The sequence below is a fragment of the Weizmannia sp. FSL K6-0777 genome (genome assembly GCF_038593185.1).
GTDB classification, from domain to species: domain Bacteria; phylum Bacillota; class Bacilli; order Bacillales; family Bacillaceae_C; genus Weizmannia; species Weizmannia faecalis.
The window spans coordinates 1728382-1745005 of sequence record NZ_CP151971.1; the positions used below are offsets into that span (position 1 = coordinate 1728382).

General features: G+C 48.8%; 14 protein-coding genes. 1 reads left to right on the forward strand and 13 read right to left on the reverse strand.

The window, feature by feature from the left end:
* Positions 1–71 precede the first annotated feature (71 nt).
* The 3 genes from NST70_RS08060 to NST70_RS08070 all read right to left on the reverse strand — a co-directional run bounded on the left by NST70_RS08060 (position 72) and on the right by NST70_RS08070 (position 2944).
* Complete coding sequence (locus NST70_RS08060; protein WP_035189949.1) at positions 72–1259, reverse strand: DHHA1 domain-containing protein; 1188 nt, start codon at positions 1257–1259, stop codon at positions 72–74.
* 53 nt (positions 1260–1312) lie between these two features.
* Positions 1313–1999 carry a ribose-5-phosphate isomerase RpiA gene (rpiA, locus tag NST70_RS08065; RefSeq protein WP_342476142.1) on the reverse strand — a complete coding sequence of 229 codons (687 nt, stop codon included), beginning with the start codon at positions 1997–1999 and terminating at the stop codon, positions 1313–1315.
* Between the two features lie 249 nt (positions 2000–2248).
* Positions 2249–2944 carry a C39 family peptidase gene (locus NST70_RS08070; RefSeq protein WP_014098245.1) on the reverse strand — a complete coding sequence of 232 codons (696 nt, stop codon included), beginning with the start codon at positions 2942–2944 and terminating at the stop codon, positions 2249–2251.
* Between the two features lie 365 nt (positions 2945–3309).
* Here NST70_RS08070 and NST70_RS08075 point away from each other — a divergent pair, with 365 nt between their 5' ends.
* Entirely contained in the window at positions 3310–3630 is a 321-nt protein-coding gene (locus tag NST70_RS08075) for a MerR family transcriptional regulator (protein ID WP_014098244.1), read from the forward strand.
* A gap of 44 nt (positions 3631–3674) precedes the next feature.
* On the opposite strand, the gene def is transcribed toward NST70_RS08075, so the two are convergent.
* The 10 genes from def to NST70_RS08125 all read right to left on the reverse strand — a co-directional run bounded on the left by def (position 3675) and on the right by NST70_RS08125 (position 16610).
* Positions 3675–4256 (reverse strand): peptide deformylase, encoded by a 582-nt coding sequence (gene def, locus NST70_RS08080; RefSeq protein ID WP_014098243.1) that lies wholly within the window; start codon positions 4254–4256, stop codon positions 3675–3677.
* 217 nt (positions 4257–4473) lie between these two features.
* Complete coding sequence (locus NST70_RS08085; RefSeq protein ID WP_014098242.1) at positions 4474–4653, reverse strand: FeoB-associated Cys-rich membrane protein; 180 nt, start codon at positions 4651–4653, stop codon at positions 4474–4476.
* Positions 4654–4670: 17 nt separating this feature from the next.
* Entirely contained in the window at positions 4671–6665 is a 1995-nt protein-coding gene (feoB, locus tag NST70_RS08090) for a ferrous iron transport protein B (RefSeq protein WP_035189945.1), read from the reverse strand.
* Positions 6665–6892 carry a FeoA family protein gene (locus tag NST70_RS08095; RefSeq protein WP_026104508.1) on the reverse strand — a complete coding sequence of 76 codons (228 nt, stop codon included), beginning with the start codon at positions 6890–6892 and terminating at the stop codon, positions 6665–6667. The genes feoB and NST70_RS08095 overlap by 1 nt, the downstream gene beginning before the upstream one ends.
* A 205-nt stretch (positions 6893–7097) precedes the next feature.
* Complete coding sequence (locus NST70_RS08100) at positions 7098–8282, reverse strand: LL-diaminopimelate aminotransferase (RefSeq protein ID WP_035189943.1); 1185 nt, start codon at positions 8280–8282, stop codon at positions 7098–7100.
* Positions 8283–8520: 238 nt separating this feature from the next.
* A complete protein-coding gene (argH, locus tag NST70_RS08105; RefSeq protein ID WP_342476146.1) occupies positions 8521–9903 on the reverse strand; it encodes an argininosuccinate lyase in 1383 nt (460 codons plus the stop codon).
* Positions 9904–10089: 186 nt separating this feature from the next.
* Positions 10090–11304, reverse strand: coding sequence for an argininosuccinate synthase (locus tag NST70_RS08110; RefSeq protein ID WP_179234420.1), 1215 nt, complete (start codon positions 11302–11304; stop codon positions 10090–10092).
* A gap of 68 nt (positions 11305–11372) precedes the next feature.
* Positions 11373–12326 carry an ornithine carbamoyltransferase gene (gene argF / locus NST70_RS08115; RefSeq protein WP_035189940.1) on the reverse strand — a complete coding sequence of 318 codons (954 nt, stop codon included), beginning with the start codon at positions 12324–12326 and terminating at the stop codon, positions 11373–11375.
* A gap of 17 nt (positions 12327–12343) precedes the next feature.
* On the reverse strand, positions 12344–15547 hold the full coding sequence (gene carB / locus NST70_RS08120; protein WP_211062131.1) for a carbamoyl-phosphate synthase (glutamine-hydrolyzing) large subunit: 3204 nt from the start codon (positions 15545–15547) through the stop codon (positions 12344–12346).
* Positions 15534–16610 carry a carbamoyl phosphate synthase small subunit gene (locus tag NST70_RS08125; protein ID WP_014098234.1) on the reverse strand — a complete coding sequence of 359 codons (1077 nt, stop codon included), beginning with the start codon at positions 16608–16610 and terminating at the stop codon, positions 15534–15536. The genes carB and NST70_RS08125 overlap by 14 nt, the downstream gene beginning before the upstream one ends.
* Positions 16611–16624: the final 14 nt, after the last annotated feature.

A 16624-nucleotide genomic window follows, 5' to 3' on the forward strand; every position in this document is an offset into this window, starting at 1 on the left:
TTTTTTCGTGCAAATTGGCCGCAACCGGCTCTATACCTGCACGAAAAAAAGCCCGGCATCACCGGGCAGCTTTACAAACCACTTTCGCTTCTTTTTTTCTTTTTGTCCATATATTCCAAATACGCATCATCGTGGGTAAGCCATGCTTGGAACTGGCGCTTTACAAATTTTTCCGCTTCTTCAAAGGCAGAAAAAGAAGGAGACTGCTTTAAGCCTCTTGCTTCGATCGCCCAGCCTTTTTGAGGGTCTTTATAAATAAAGATCGGTTCCCCGCTGCGGTTTTGGTATAAACATCCCGCTTCCTGCCCTTTGATATTGGACTGGTTATGGGCAAAATCGCGTTTAAGCGGTTCTGTTTTAAACGTTTCGACGACAAACTTCCGGAACGCCTCTTCCGTCAGCACAGCCCCCGAGGCTTTTTTGTGCCCGCCCCCGTCGTATTTTTTGGCAATTTCCGATACGTCAATATGGTCATGAATCGTCCTGAAACTGATCCGTTTCTTTCCGACCATGCAAATGGCGATATAATCGAGATGCGGGTATTCTTTTGCAACGGCATTCCCCAATTCGGAATGATGCGACTCGGCATGGATAACACCTGCATAATAGCCGTCAATCACGGCCTGATAGACTTCCCGCTTCTTTCCGTTGATATACCTTTCGATTTTTTTCTCTTCCAGATCGAGGATCTTTTCTTCCAAATCATCAAATGAAAAAGTCTCACTGCCGCTAAGTTTATGTAGCAAAATCTCTTCAAACTCTTCGATCGGATACAGGTAGAAAAGATCATTTAATTTTTTGGCCTGCATATTCCCGTTGCGTTCCCATTCCCATGTATCCATTTGCCGGACAAGTTCGACAAACGCGTCAATGGCCCCGGTCGCGCTGATTTTTCCTTCCGCTTGCAGATACCGGTAAAACAATGAAGTAGCGCTTGCCTGTTTGCCGTCTTCCTCCACCTGGACAGAAGCCCATTCATGCTCATTTAAGTGAAGCGCGCTTTTATGGTGGTCAATCAGTTTCACTTTTCCGCCCTGTGCGGCATAGGCATCAAGAAGCTGCGCATTTTTTTCATTGACCGATAAATCGGTAATCCATAACATGTCTTCTTTATGTTCTTTTTTCAAAAAAGCTTCAACCTGGGTATTTAAACCGGACACGGAATTATACTGGATTTCAATGTCTTTGCCGAATGCAAGCCTGGCAAGAATCCCGCAGCCAAGCCCGTCCAGGTCATTGTGGGTTAATAAACGATACATCAATCTTCCTCCGAAATTCAATTTTCTGTATGGTCTCCCATACGGCTGTTTTTTCACAAAATAATGCTCTTTGCCTCCGCCCGGTTCTTGGTATATACCTTGCTGCCGTCCCCGATGACAACAAGATCGCAAATGCCGAGAAAAAGCCCGTGTTCAACAACACCTGTGTAACCATCAAGCCAGGCTCCAAACGCGCCGATATCAGGCGATTTGAGCTTTATATCCACGATATAGTGGCCGCCGTCTGTTACATACGGCCGGCCTTCTTTCATCCGGAGGACAGGGTTTAATCCTTCCCGCTCAAACGTTTTCATCAAATGCTTGTATCCGAACGGGACCACTTCCACCGGCAGCGGAAAAGCGCCAAGTTGTTGAACCATTTTCCGGGAATCCACCACCCAGATATTTCTTTTTGATGCCTTTGCCACCAGCTTTTCAAACAACAACGCCCCGCCGCCGCCTTTAATGCCATTTAAGGAAGGGTCCACCTCGTCGGCTCCGTCAATGGTCATATCCATTTGCGCCGTATCGTTCAAGTCTGTTATCGGAATGCCGCATTCGCGCGCAAGTTTTGCTGTCGCACGCGACGTGGGCACGCCGGTGATGTGCAGGCCGCTTTGCACCCGTTCCCCTAATTTTTTTATCGTGTAATAAACGGTTGAGCCGGTCCCAAGTCCGACAATCATTCCATCTTCTACGAGTTCCGCCGCTTTCTCCCCGGCCATCTTTTTCCCGTCCATACTCTGCACCTACCTTTACTTTGATTTTATTACAGTCTTAAAGAATTATAAAGGAAAGCGCAGACAATATTGAAATGAAAAGCCCTGCCTTTCAAGGTTTGAACGCAACATACATGTACAAGGGACATTTTTGGATAATATAACCGGACATGCCGGGCCCTATACAAACATACATTCACGGGCGGCAGCTTTTTGCGCTTTACAGGGCAATCCAACCACTTGAAGCTCGTTTTCCGCCAAGCTTTTTGTTCATCGGATTACAATAGCTTGGCTGCCCATCTGCTTCCACGCTTTCTCAAATGCTTCACGGCCAAGCTGCTTATTTTTTGTTCCATACGGGTCATTCACATAAATATGGCCTGGATCGTACCCTGTAATGACAACACTGTGTTCGCTGTATGTGATGTTAATACTTCCCTGGGGCGTGTCCCATGTTTTGAAATCAGAAACCGGCTGAAACCGGGCTGTCGTAATCACCCAGACAGCATGCCCTTCCTCAACATTTTCCAGGATTTTTGAAAAAGGCTGTCCCGTTAAATCCGCCGCTCTTTTGCCGGCATATTTTTTGGCCAGTTCAAAAACAGGGCCGTGGTACACGCCATACCCGGGACCATCCTCCATGTTCCCGACAAAACCTGCGTTCGGATTGCCGTGCTGCCCGTTTTTATAGGTAAACGGCACATACTTGATTTCTTCCGCCAATTGATTCTTGGTCACATGAAAACCGTTATCGACAAGCAGCATCGCGAGGCTTGTCACTTCACAGCCGTTATAAAGGCGGGGCGCATCCATTTGCCTGATAATCGGCACATCGAGCAGTTTTTTGGCAGCAGCGTTATTTTGCGCGGATTTTTGGGCCGATTCTTTATGGGTCAGATACTCATTTAAGGCGAGCAACATGACGATCAATACGATTGCTGCAAAAATGAGCCTGGATGATTTCATCTGTGCTACTCCCCTTTCGGTTATGGCGAAAGCATTCACCGTCTTTCCGTTCTTTCCTGTATGCACTTTAACCCCTGCCGGCCGGGGAAGCGCACGGGAAACTGTCTGTCCCGCTTTTAAGCCGGCCACGGGAAGCCGCCATTCCTGCAGAGAAACCAGTCTTGAATTATTATATGGATAAATTGGAAAGAACTCAACTCCGCGTAAGAGCAATCCAAAATGAACATCAAAGGACTGCTGTTATGTAATCTCACGTGCCGATGAAAAATACGTATATTTTTGTCAGGTTTTCTTACACAAAGATGGTCTAAACGGCTTTTTTGGTATATATTAATAAAAACACCTTACAAAGGGAGGATGCACCGGTGGCAACGAATGAATCATACTTGGAAAAGAAAGTCATCTCGATCGGAACGGTATGTGAATTAACCGGCTTAAGTGAAAGAAGAATCCGCTACTATGAAGAAAGGAAATTGATTTTCCCGGAACGGACAAACAGAGGGATCCGGAAATATTCATTTACCGATGTTGAACGCCTGATGGACATCGCCAATAAACGTGAAGAAGGCATCCAGACTGCGGAAATCCGCAAAGAATATATGAAAGAGAAAAAATACAATGAACGCACGATGCGCGAACAAGTCATCCGCGGCCAGCTGAATGCTTATTTCCGCACAAGAGAATAATGCATCAAACGGCAGCCGGGCAGGCTGCCGTTTGCGCAAGCTGTTTATTCATACACGCTCCGGATATCCGTGTTTGCAGGAAGGGCGAACGGATTGTCCTTGTTAATATGGTCATAGAACATAATCCCGTTCAAGTGGTCCATCTCATGCTGAAAAACAATCGCGGGATAGCCCTTTAATTTAATGAGCACTTCATTCCCGTCCAAATCGTATGCCTTTACTTTAATCCGTTCATAACGCGGCACAAAACCATCCACTTTCCGGTCAACCGACAGGCAGCCTTCCCCTTGCGGAAGGTAGATCATCGATATCGAATGGCTGACCAGTTTTGGATTAAAAACCGTGTACGCCTTTTCACCGTCTTCATCCGCAATATAAACGGCAAACATCCTTTTATTAAGGCCGATCTGATTTGCGGACAATCCAACGCCTGCACGCAAATTGCATTTGCCGGCAATCTCCGGATCCTGGCTGTTTTTTAAAAACTGGAGCATGCAGCGCAGTTCCGCTTTGTCTTCTTCAGTTGGCGGCATGTTCACTTCATCCAGCACTTTTCTTAAAATCGGATCGCCTTCCCTGACGATATCATCCATTGTAATCATATAATCATCATTATATTTGCTCATAGATTGAACCCTCATCTGCCTTTTTCCTGAAATTCTATTTACCCGGCACGGGACGGCCCCGGAACCGGCTGCCATTATACCTGTTTGGACATTGTTAATCTTACCATACCGCAGCAAAAAAATCTAAACAGACGGAACGCCGGACACGGTTTCCGCCAATGCGAACCCCCTGCCTATCATAAACCGGGCACACCTTTTAAAGGGCGGCCCGGTATTTTCAGCTTTTTGCCGTTTTGGCCCGAGATGGAGCGTCCGGCGCACAACAGCTTGCTGTATTGCAGTGGTTTTTCAATGCACAGGAAGCGCACTGCCCTTCCCTGCTTTTTTTGATAAAACGGATCAGCGTAAATGCCGCATAAGCAAAAATCACAACACCGAGCAAAATACTAAATAACATCGGAACATTCCCCCGTTTTAAAAAGCGATGAACCGCCCAATATTGTAAATCAGAAAAGCGATCAAGTAAGCAATCACAAGTGCATAAGCGATCGAAAAAAGCGTCACTTTCCCCGAACCGGTTTCTTTATGGATAATGGCCACGGTCGAAAGGCATGGAATGTATAAAAGAATGAATACCATGAAACTATAGGCCGAAAGCGGTGTAAAAGCATGGGAAATCACACCTGCCAGAGATGCGCCGTCTGGAACAAAATAGAGGACGTTCATCGTCGAAACGACCACTTCTTTTGCCATAAAACCGGTCAGAAGGGCAGCCGCGGCCTGCCATGTTCCAAAACCGAGCGGCTTGAAGACAGGCGCAATCCATCCGCATAGGATCGCCATAAAACTTTTATCGACAGGCACATTGAATCCGCCCGGCCCCGCATTCGAAATGAGCCAAATGGCTACCGTGCCACCGAAAATCAAAGTCCCTGCTTTCCGGACGAAACCTTTCCCTTTATCCCATGTGCTTCTGTACAAACTCCGCGCATTCGGCACGCGGTACGGCGGCAGTTCAATGACAAAAACAGAACCTTCCGTTTTTACCACCATTGAAAATACTTTGGCAAGCAAAAGCGCAACGACAATGCCGAGCACATACAGCGACAGGACAATGAGTGCCTGATGGTGGCGGAAAAAAGCCGCGACAAACAAACTGTAGACCGAAAGCCGCGCAGAACAGGACATCAATGGGGTCAAAAGCGTCGTTAACAGCCGCTCTTTCGGCTGTTCAATCGTCCTTGCTGCCATGACGCCGGGGACATTGCAGCCGAAGCCGATAATCAGCGGAATAAATGCTTTTCCGTTTAAACCGACTGCCTCCATCACCCTGTCCATGACCATCGCTACCCGTGCCATATATCCGGAATCTTCAATCACCGAGATAAAGAAAAACAAAACAAAAATTTGCGGCACAAAAACGAGAACGCCGCCAACTCCGGCCACAATCCCGTTTAACACAAGATCACGGATAAACGGTGTTGCCCCCGCTTCTTTCAACCCTGCTTCAATCCAGGCGGTCAGCGGGCCTGAAAAAAACTTGTCAAGCCAATCCGATAAAGGGGTGCCGAGCCAGTTGAATGTAATGCAAAATACCAAATACATCATCACAAGAAAGATCGGCACGCCAAGGTATTTATTCGTGACGACGGCATCTATTTTCTCCGTCAGCGTTTTCTTTTCTGCCGCCGTTTGTTCAACAGCGGTTTCCATTAGCCTGTCAATAAATTGCTGCCGCTTTTTAAACATTTCCTGCTTAATGGAAGTATGCGGGTTGGCGGCACGGAGCCTGCGCTCCACACCCGCGCAAAAATCTTCGAGTTCCGGCTTTACATTCATAAACGCCGGAATTTGGCGAATCACTTCATTGCCTTCCAAAAACTGGAGCGCCAGCCATCGTTTGTTCAATGACCGGAAATCCGGCAGCTGGTCCATGAGATAGGTCGCCGCATGCTCCAATTCATCGCCGTAATCAATACGGAAATCGGGCACAACCGCCTTTTCTTGCATCTGCTCCGATATGGTCTTGCATCCTTTTCCTGTCCTTGCAATAATCGGCACGACCGGAATGCCGAGGGCTTCTGCAAGCGAACGATCATTCACTTTCATGCCGCGCGATTTTGCAACATCTATCATATTCAGCCCGATCAGAACCGGCTTTCCGTACTCCATCAATTGGATGGTCAAATGCAGGTTCCGTGCGAGCTGGGAAGCGTCGACGATATTCAAAACGGATGTGAAGTCTTCCTCAATTAAGAATCTCGATGCCACCGCTTCATCTTTGGAAAGCGGGTTCAAGGCATAAATACCGGGCAAATCAATCAGCACCCCGGCATTTTCCTTCAGCTGGCCCACCTTTTTTTCAACGGTAACACCTGTCCAGTTTCCAACATATTCATATGATCCGGTAAGCTCATTAAAGAGTGATGTTTTTCCTGTATTGGGGTTTCCAAATAAAGCGACCTGCATTATAAACACTCCACTTGGATCCGCATTGCTTCTTTTTTGCGGATGCCGATGCACTGCCCGCTGACTTCAAGCATGCAAGGCCCGCCGAAAGGCAATCCGCATTTATAACAAACTTCCCGGCCTTCAAGCACACCCAAATCAAGAAGGCGCCTTTGAATACTTTGATCAATGCTTGATAAATCTGTAATAATCCCTTTGCTTCCGGGTTTCAGTTCGGTCAAGACCATGGTATGCCCCTCCCAGAGATAGAGAAATAGCGTCTGTTCATTGATAATGATTATCATTCTATATTCCTATCATACCGCATTTCATTGTGAGCGTCTATCTTATTTTCAGGGAACAAGGGAAACTTTCACATATTTATGTGAAATTATTCACATAATATGCGTTGACAGCCGGCTTGGCCGCCCCAACATGCAAAAAGCGGGCCCCTTAAAGGAGTCCCGCTTTTTGCGGCAAATGCACGCCGCTTTTTTCAATGCGGCGGACAGCTTCCATAAGCCTTTCTTCATCCTGTACAAGCGCGATTCTGACATATCCTTCGCCGTGGGGACCAAAGGCGTTGCCAGGCGTAACCACAACGCCGGCTTTGTCCATCAGTTCATATGTAAAAGCGAGGGACTTTTTGCCTTCCGGGATTTTGGCCCACAAAAACATCGTAGCATCAGACGGGCGGATTTCCCAGCCGATCCGCGATAATCCGGAAACAAACAAATCCCTTCTTTTCTCATACAGTGCAGCATTGTGGCGCGCGAATTCCTTGCCGTTTGCCAAAGCAGCGGCAGCCGCCCTTTGGACCGGTTCAAAAATGCCGTAATCCATATGCGATTTCATTTGGGCAAACAGCCGGATCACTTCCCGGTTCCCTGCCAGAAAACCGATCCGTGCCCCCGCCAGGTTAAAGCTTTTCGATAAGGAATTAAATTCAACCCCCACATCTTTTGCCCCGTCAACAGACAGGAAACTGACCGGCTTTTTCCCGTTAAAGACGAGTTCACAATAGGCAAAATCGTGGACGACGACGAGATCATATTGTTTTGCAAATCGGACGGCTTCTTCAAAAAACTTTTTCTCAGCAAGCACCGGGATTGGGTTGCCCGGAAAATTCAGCATCATCATTTTCGCTTTTTTTGCGATCTCTTCCGGGATTTTTGACAAATCCGGCATAAATCCGTTCTCTTCCAGAAGTGGCATCGGATAAGGTACGGCTTCCGCCAGTTTTACCCCTGATTCATAGGCTGTATAACCGGGATCCGGTACGAGAATGATATCGCCGGGGTTACAAAAGACGAGTGGAAGATGGATAATGCCATCCTGGGAACCCGCAAGCTGAATGATTTCGTGTTCAGGATCCAGTTTCACTCCGAACTGTTCGTAATACCGGGCCGCCGCCTCGTAGAAAGCTCCGATCCCGGAAATTGTATACCCGTATTGGCGCGGGTCAGCTGCATTTCGGGCCATTTCTTCCATTACAAAAACAGGCGGTGCCTGATCCGGACTCCCGATGCTTAAGTCAATCATCCGGTTGCCTTCTTCTATTTTTTTCTTTTTGTACGCTAAAAGCTCATTGAATATCAACGTCGGTAACTGGTTCATGCGTCTTGCAGTGTCAACCAAAAGCTTTTCCTCCCAATTTCCCGGCCCTAGGGCTTTGTGTGCCTATTCCAGGATGCATTAGCATAAGATTAAAAGGTTTATAATGATTTATTGTACCACACTTTCCGGCATCCTGGGAGCTGTTATCATACAGTTCTAGTTGGAAGCGAAGGATCCGGCCTGATTAAAAGCCTGACGATTGCGTAAGAAGCCCGTTTCTTATGCTTTTGATTCCGTAGCCACGTTTGCATCCGCTTGTTCAATCCGGTTTGCGGAGTTGTTTTTCCGCCATCTGAAGCTGTGCCGCCACTTGTGCATGTCCTGTTCCCCCGGCGCTGTTCCGCATTTTTACAACATGAACCGGTTTCAGCACTTCAAAAATATCGGCCTCAAAAAGCGGGCTGAACGACTGGTATTCATCCAGTGTCAGGTCAAGCAAATACTTGCCGTGCTGAATGCCATAAAGGACAATCTGCCCGATCACCGCATGCGCCTCACGGAACGGCAGCCCTTTTTTTGCCAAATAATCGGCAATATCGGTTGCATTCGCGTAATCGTTCGAGACAGCCCGGAACATCTTCTCCCGGTTCACTTTCATCGTTTCAATCATCGGCGCAAGCAGCTTAAGCGCCCCTTGAAGCGTATCAGCCGTATCAAAAATGCCTTCTTTATCTTCCTGCATGTCTTTATTATAGGCAAGCGGCAACCCTTTCAGGACGGTCAACAGCCCGATGAGGTTCCCGAACACCCTTCCCGTTTTCCCGCGCAAAAGTTCGGGGACATCGGGATTTTTCTTTTGTGGCATAATGCTTGACCCCGTGCAAAAAGAATCATCCAGCTCGATAAACTGGAATTCCTGGCTCGACCACAGCACTAGTTCTTCCGACAAACGGGAAATATGCGTCATCAACATAGCGGCATTTGCCAAAAATTCAAGCACAAAGTCGCGGTCGCTGACAGCATCCAGGCTGTTCGGATAAATGCGGGAAAATCCGAGCAGTTCGCGCGTCCGTTCCCTGTCAATCGGAAAAGTCGTCCCGGCAAGCGCCCCGGCACCGAGCGGCAGCCAGTCCGTCCGCTTCAGGCTATCTGAAAATCTCTCTTTATCACGCTCCAGCATCCAAAAATAGGCGAGAAGATGATGGGCAAACAACACCGGCTGCGCCCGTTGCAGATGGGTGTAACCGGGCATCATCGTTTCTTTGTTTTCTTTTGCTTTTGTCACGATGGCTTCCTGGACGAGCGCAATCAGGCGGATCATTTCTTTTGTCGTTTTCCGGACATACAGGTGCATATCGGTCGCAACCTGGTCATTCCGGCTCCGCCCTGTATGCAGCTTCCCGCCGGCAGGGCCGATTTCATCCATCAACATTTTTTCGATATTCATATGGATATCTTCATTCTCAACTGTAAATGCTGCTTCTCCGTTTTTGATTTTTTCGGCAATTTTCCGAAGCCCTGCTTTGATCTGTTCCACATCGTTTTCAGGCAAAATGCCGCATTCGCCGAGCATTTGGACATGGGCAAGGCTCCCTTCAATATCTTCAAAAGCAAGCCTTTGGTCATATCCGATCGAAGCTGTATAGCTTTCAACAAGCTGATTCGTTTCCTTTGTAAAACGTCCGCCCCAAAGCTTTGACAATGTCATTTCCTCCTGCTGCAATAGAATTAAAAAATGAAGGCTGCACGGCAAACCGCCACAGCCTTCCGGATATTTTACCGTTTTCTCCCGGCCCGGTAAACAAGTGAAAAATACCTGAACGGGCCGGTTCCAACCTTGAAATTTGCCGTGCTTATGATTTAACATCAGGAACAGCGGCCAAATGGCTTATTGATTTAGCACTTTCCCGTTTTCCTGGATTTCGGCAAATACTTTTGTCGGCAGCCCCCACAGTTTGATGAAGCCGACTGCAGCATTATGGTCAAACGAATCGCCTTTCAAATAGGTCGCCAGTTCTTCATTATACAGGCTGTACGGGGATTTTCTTGCCACTACCGTGTGGGTGCCTTTAAACAGTTTCACGCGGACCGTGCCGGTGACCGTTTTCTGTGTTTCCTCGACAAACGCATCGAGCGCGGCCTTTAACGGCGAATACCAGAGTCCTTCATAAATGATTTTGGTCAACTGCTGTTCCACCGTTGTTTTAAATTGTGTCACTTCACGCGGCAGCGTTAAAAATTCCAGTTCTTTATGGGCATTGATCAGCACGACTGCAGCAGGGTTTTCGTATACTTCGCGCGATTTGATCCCGACAAGGCGGTTTTCAATATGGTCGATTCTGCCGATGCCATGCTTGCCGGCTGTCAGGTTCAGCTCTTCGATCATTTGGACGAGGCCCATCGCTTTGCCGTTTAAGGCAACCGGGACGCCTTTTTCAAACGTAATTTCAATATATTCTGGCTCATCCGGCGTCATTTCGACCGGCGCAGTCCAGTCGAATGCTGCTTCCGGCGCTTCGTTCCAAGGATTTTCAAGGACGCCGGCTTCGCACGCTCTTCCCCATATATTGGCATCAATCGAAAACGGATTATCTAAGTCTACCGGAATCGGAATATTGTTTTTCTCCGCATATGCAATTTCTTCATCGCGGGTCATGCCCCATTCACGGACAGGCGCAACGACTTTCAGGTTCGGGTTCAGCGCCTGAACGGACACTTCAAAACGGACCTGGTCGTTCCCTTTTCCGGTACAGCCGTGCGCCACGGCAACGGCGCCTTCCTGTTCCGCGACATCCACTAGAAGCTTTGAAATAAGCGGGCGGCTAATCGCAGAAGACAGCGGATATTTTCCTTCATAGAGCGCATTTGCCTTTAATGCCGGCAATATATAATCTTTTGCAAGCATTTCTTTCCCATCTATGATCACAGCTTTGATTGCACCGACATTCAGCGCTTTCTGGCGGATCGCATTTAAATCTTTGCCTTCGCCGACGTCAATGCCAAGAGCAATAACATCATAGCCGTATTTTTCCTGAATCCATTTAATCGATACGGATGTATCCAAACCGCCTGAGTAGGCCAATACAATTTTTTCCTTTGCCATTTCTCTCTCCCTACCTCTTTGTATAATTAATATTGAAGTTGAATTTTTATACACCTATTATATCGGATTCATTCAACATTTTCCAGTAGTTTTTTTAAAATGGCTTTATGGGCATGGAGCCGGTTCTCCGCCTCGTCAAAAACCGCGGAATGCGGGCCGTCAATGACCGCCTCCGTGACTTCTTCGCCGCGGTGGGCGGGCAGGCAATGGAGGAAAAGAAAATCTTTTTTTGCCAGTTTGCATAATGATTCATTTACCTGATAATCTTGTAAATCTTCGAGCCGTTTCTTCGTTTCGTCTTCCTGCCCCATGCTCGCCCACACATCGGTGATGACCACATCGGCATTCCGGATCATTTCTTCCGGGTTTTGGCCCACTTCAATACAGACCCCTTTTTTGGCCGCTTCTTTTTGAGCCTCGGCAAGAATGCCGGCATTCGGCAAATAGCCTTCCGGGGCAGCGACGGACATATGCATGCCCACCTTTGCCGCCCCCTCGAGCAATGAGTGGCACATATTGTTATTGCCGTCCCCGAGGTAGCAGATTTTAAGCCCGGCCAGTTGTCCTTTATATTCCTGAATGGTCAGCAAATCAGCCAAAACCTGGGTCGGATGGTGCAGATCGGTCAGCCCGTTGATTACAGGGACATCTGCGTGGCGCGCAAAAGACTCGATGGTTTCGTGCGCGAATGTGCGGATCATCAGGCAGTCGACATAACGCGACAACACTTTTGCCGTGTCATGGATCGTCTCGCCGCGCCCGAGCTGAATATCCCTTGAACTGAGGAAAAGAGCGTGGCCGCCGAGCTGGAGCATGCCGGCTTCAAAAGAAACCCGGGTGCGCGTGGATGATTTTTCAAAAATCATTCCGAGCACTTTCCCTTTTAAGTACGGGGTCTCCTTCCCTTCTTTATGCGCTTTTTTTAAAGCGGCCGCTTCCTGAAGCAGATCGTTCAACTCCTCTTCCTGCAGCGCGCCGATTGTTAAAAAATCTTTCTTTTTCGTACGGGCCAATGTCGCCATCTGTATCTTCCTTTCTGCTAAACTTCTGCTTTTATACGGTTAAAATCGTGAAGCGGGGCCACTTTTGGCGTTGTCCCTGTGGCATAGCGGGTAATGGCTTCCAATGTATCCAGACAGGTAAACAGCGGAATATGGAAACGCATCGCTGCTTCACGCAGCTTGCTGCCGCCCCTTCTTTGGTCCCGCCCTTTTGTCGGGATGACCACCGCAGCGGTTACGGGTTGCTGTTCGAAAAAGGCGGAGGCATCCTCAAGGCCTACTGTTTCCGCCGCCACGCCGTTTTTCGCCAGGAACCGGGCCGTATGTTCCGTTGCGGCAATCCGGTAGCCTCTGTCCGCCAATGTTTTCAATACCGGGAGCGCGGCTGCTTTTTCGCGGTCCGTCACCGAGCAAAATACAAATTGTTCTTCAAGCGGCGGCTCAAACACCGGGTCATGGACGGACAGAAGCGTTTTTTCGAGTGCTTCCCCGAATGTCCGGGCAAGGCCGAGCACTTCGCCTGTTGATTTCATTTCAGGCCCTAAAACAGGGTCGACATCTTTCAGTTTTATATAGGAAAATACCGGTGCCTTCACGGCGACAAGTTCCGGCGGTGCAGGAAGCCCTTTTTCTGCAAGCGGTTTTCCGAGTTGTATGGCAATGGCGAGATCAATCATCGGAATGCCGGTGACTTTGCTTAAAATTGGGACGGTTCTTGAAGCACGCGGATTCACTTCCAGCACATAAACGGTCCCTTCATAAATTAAAAACTGGATATTGGCAATGCCTTTGATTTTGCCCTTTAAACAGATTTTTTCGGCATACCGGATAAGCGTTTCCTGCACAGACGGGCTTAAATGCTGGGGCGGATAAACGGCCATGCTGTCGCCGGAGTGGACGCCCGCTTTTTCAATATGTTCAAAAATGCCCGGGATGAGCACCTTCTCCCCGTCACAAATGCAGTCGAGTTCGCATTCCGTACCCGGCAAATACTGGTCAATCATAAGCGGCCAGCTTTTTTCGCTTGCGTACTTCAACGCATCCGCATAAGCGTTGAGTTCGTCTTCGTGGTAAAAAATGAACATTGACTGTCCGCCAATAACATAGGACGGGCGGACAAGCACCGGAAACGACAGGTCTTTTGCCCCCCGTTTCAGTTCTTCTGCATCATAGGCGGTATGCCCTTTAATATGCGGAATGCCAAGCTCATCCAGCAGCTTGTAAAAAAGGTTGCGATCCTCAAGCTGGTCGATTTGTTCCACGTTCGTTCCAAACAGTTTCACGCCTTCAGCTTCAAGGCTCGATGCGACATTGATCGCGGTCTGGCCGCCGAATTGCGTGAAGACGCCTGCCACCTGCTCTTTTTCAATAATATGCAGCAAATCTTCCGGGCGCAGCGGGTCAAAATACAATTTATCCGCCATTGAAAAATCGGTGCTGACCGTTTCCGGATTGTTGTTTACAACAATCGTTTCATAGCCAAGTTGTTTGAGCGCCATAACGGCATGGACCGAGCAGTAATCAAATTCAATTCCCTGCCCAATGCGGATCGGTCCGGAACCGATGATCAGCACTTTCGGGCGGTTTGATACTTCCACTTCATCCCGGCCGCCCCAGGTGGAATAGTAGTACGGCGTTTGCGCCTCAAACTCGGCGGCACAGGTGTCCACAAGTTTATAAACCGGCATAAGCCCGAGCTGTTTTCTTTTTTCGCGCACCGCTTTTTCGCTGCATCCGCATAATGCCGAAAGACACTCATCACTGATGTTCATTTTTTTGGCTGCGCGCAGCAAAGCAGCCGGCATCGTATCGATCGTATATTGCTTGCATGTTTCTTCCATATCCACGATATTTTTTATTTTTTCAAGAAACCAGCGGTCGATTTCCGTGTATTTTTCAATGTCATCCAGCGCCATGCCTTTACGCATCGCTTCCGCCACCGCAAACAGGCGGATATCGGTCGCTTCCGTTAAAAGTGGGACCAAATCATCCGGCTGTTTTTCAGCAAGCGCCGGATAGAACAGACCTGAAAGCCCGAGTTCAAGCGAACGGATTCCTTTGTTAAGCGCTCCTTCAAATGTGCGGTCGATCGCCATTGCTTCGCCGGTCGCCTTCATTTGCGTGCCAAGTTTCCGGTCCGCTTCCGTAAATTTGTCGAACGGAAAGCGCGGAATTTTCACGACAACATAATCAAGGGCCGGTTCGAAGGAAGCAAACGTGTTGCCGGTTACCGGGTTTAAAATTTCATCCAGATGATAGCCGATTGCGCATTTCGTGGCAATGCGGGCGATCGGGTAACCGGTTGCTTTCGAAGCCAAGGCGGATGACCGGCTGACGCGCGGATTGACTTCAATAATATTGTACTGGTCGGAGTGGGGATCGAGCGCAAATTGGATGTTGCACCCGCCGATCACCCCGAGCGCGCGAATCACTTTTAAAGAAGCGTCCCGGAGCAGCTGGTACTGCACATCCGATAAAGTCTGCGATGGCGCGACCACAATCGAGTCGCCCGTATGCACTCCGACCGGATCGATATTTTCCATATTGCAGACAATGATGCACGTGTCGTTTGCATCGCGCACGACTTCGTATTCAATTTCTTTCCAGCCTTTGATGCTTTTTTCAAGCAGCACCTGGTGGATCGGGCTCAGGTCAAGGCCGCGCTGGAGCACTTCCCGAAGTTCTTCATCATTGGCTGCAAATCCCCCGCCGGAGCCGCCAAGCGTATAAGCGGGGCGGATAATGACGGGGTAGCCGATTTTTTTCGCAAATGCCAGCCCGTCTTCCATATTTTCCACAATTTTTGACGGCGGGATCGGTTCCCCGATATCAAGCATCAACTGGCGGAACTTTTCGCGGTCTTCCCCCTTCTGGATCGAATCCACCGGTGTCCCGAGCAATTGTACCCCATACTTATCGAGAATCCCCGCTTCATAGAGCTGGACGGTGAGATTCAGGCCGGTTTGCCCGCCCAATGTCCCGATAATGCCGTCCGGACGCTCTTTTTGTAAAATCTGTTCTATCGACTCCACCGTCAGCGGGTCAAAATAAATCCGGTCGGCCATTTCTTCATCAGTCATGATCGTTGCCGGATTGCTGTTGACAAGCACGACTTCAATTCCTTCTTCTTTCAAGGCAAGGCAGCTCTGCGTACCCGCATAATCAAATTCGGCGGCCTGGCCGATAACAATCGGGCCGGAGCCGATCACAAGCACTTTTTTGATCGATTTATTGAATGGCATAAGACAAAACTCCCGCTCTTTGTTGTACTCGTTGTAAAAAGTGGTCAAAAATGTATTCGGAATCACGCGGCCCCGGATGTGCTTCCGGGTGGAACTGGACGGAATAGACCGGCAAGTCCGGATGGATGCAGCCTTCAACCGTGCCGTCATTCACATTCTTAAAGGAAAGCTCGAGTTCCGATCCGGCAAGTGATGCTTCATCGACAACATAGCCATGGTTTTGGGCTGTCATCAACACTTTTCCAGTCTTTAAATCTTTAACCGGATGGTTGCCGCCCCTGTGGCCGAACGGCAGCTTTTTCGTCTTTGCCCCGTAAGCGAGTGCCAATAGCTGGTGGCCGAGGCAAATGCCAAGCACCGGATAAGCGGCGCTTACTTTTTTGATTTCCGGCAGCCACTCGGCTAGTTTAGCAGGATCCCCAGGGCCGTTTGAAATGACAATGCCGTCAGGTGCAAGTTCCGCCATTTGTTTTGCCGTAAAATCAAAGGGCACGACGGTCACTTTGCAGTTGCGGTCAAGCAAGTATTGCAAAATGGATTTTTTGTAGCCGAAATCCATCAAAGCAATGTGCAAAGGGCCATCTCCATACGTTTCCGGTTGTTTTATGGCCACTTCGGCTACGAAAAATTCATCGCCGCCGCATGGCACTTTTTGATCGCGGGACGTTGAAACAAGGCCGCGCACAGTGCCGCGTTTTCTGATCGTTTTTACAAGCGCGCGCGTGTCCACTCCTGCAAGGCAAGGGACACCCGACTTTTCCAAAAAGGATAGGGCCGTCTTTTCCACTTTATAAAAACTCGGGCTTGCGCATATTTCACCGGTCACAACCGCGCGCGCCGAGATGCTTTTGCTTTCGTGATCATCGCCGTTTACGCCGTAATTGCCGATTAAAGGGTAACAAAACACCAGAATCTGCCCGGTGTACGACGGGTCGGTGAGCATTTCCTGGTACCCCGTCATGCCGGTGTTAAATACCACTTCTCCCGTTGTTTCAGCGGGGTTTCCCGCAAAAAAGCCTTCAAAAATTTCTCCCGTTTCAAGAATAAGATATCCGCTTGTCACGATGTCTGTCCTCC

What these genes read in the sequence shown, in the direction of transcription:
- NST70_RS08060 (WP_035189949.1), bottom strand. Translation starts at nt 1,259, where the DNA reads ATGTATCGTTTATTAACCCACAATGACCTGGACGGGCTTGGCTGCGGG.
- rpiA (WP_342476142.1), bottom strand. Translation starts at nt 1,999, where the DNA reads ATGGACGGGAAAAAGATGGCCGGGGAGAAAGCGGCGGAACTCGTAGAA.
- NST70_RS08070 (WP_014098245.1), bottom strand. Translation starts at nt 2,944, where the DNA reads ATGAAATCATCCAGGCTCATTTTTGCAGCAATCGTATTGATCGTCATG.
- def (WP_014098243.1), bottom strand. Translation starts at nt 4,256, where the DNA reads ATGAGCAAATATAATGATGATTATATGATTACAATGGATGATATCGTC.
- NST70_RS08085 (WP_014098242.1), bottom strand. Translation starts at nt 4,653, where the DNA reads ATGTTATTTAGTATTTTGCTCGGTGTTGTGATTTTTGCTTATGCGGCA.
- feoB (WP_035189945.1), bottom strand. Translation starts at nt 6,665, where the DNA reads ATGCAGGTCGCTTTATTTGGAAACCCCAATACAGGAAAAACATCACTC.
- NST70_RS08095 (WP_026104508.1), bottom strand. Translation starts at nt 6,892, where the DNA reads ATGGTCTTGACCGAACTGAAACCCGGAAGCAAAGGGATTATTACAGAT.
- NST70_RS08110 (WP_179234420.1), bottom strand. Translation starts at nt 11,304, where the DNA reads ATGGCAAAGGAAAAAATTGTATTGGCCTACTCAGGCGGTTTGGATACA.
- argF (WP_035189940.1), bottom strand. Translation starts at nt 12,326, where the DNA reads ATGGCGACATTGGCCCGTACGAAAAAGAAAGATTTTTTAACAATCGGC.
- carB (WP_211062131.1), bottom strand. Translation starts at nt 15,547, where the DNA reads ATGCCATTCAATAAATCGATCAAAAAAGTGCTTGTGATCGGCTCCGGC.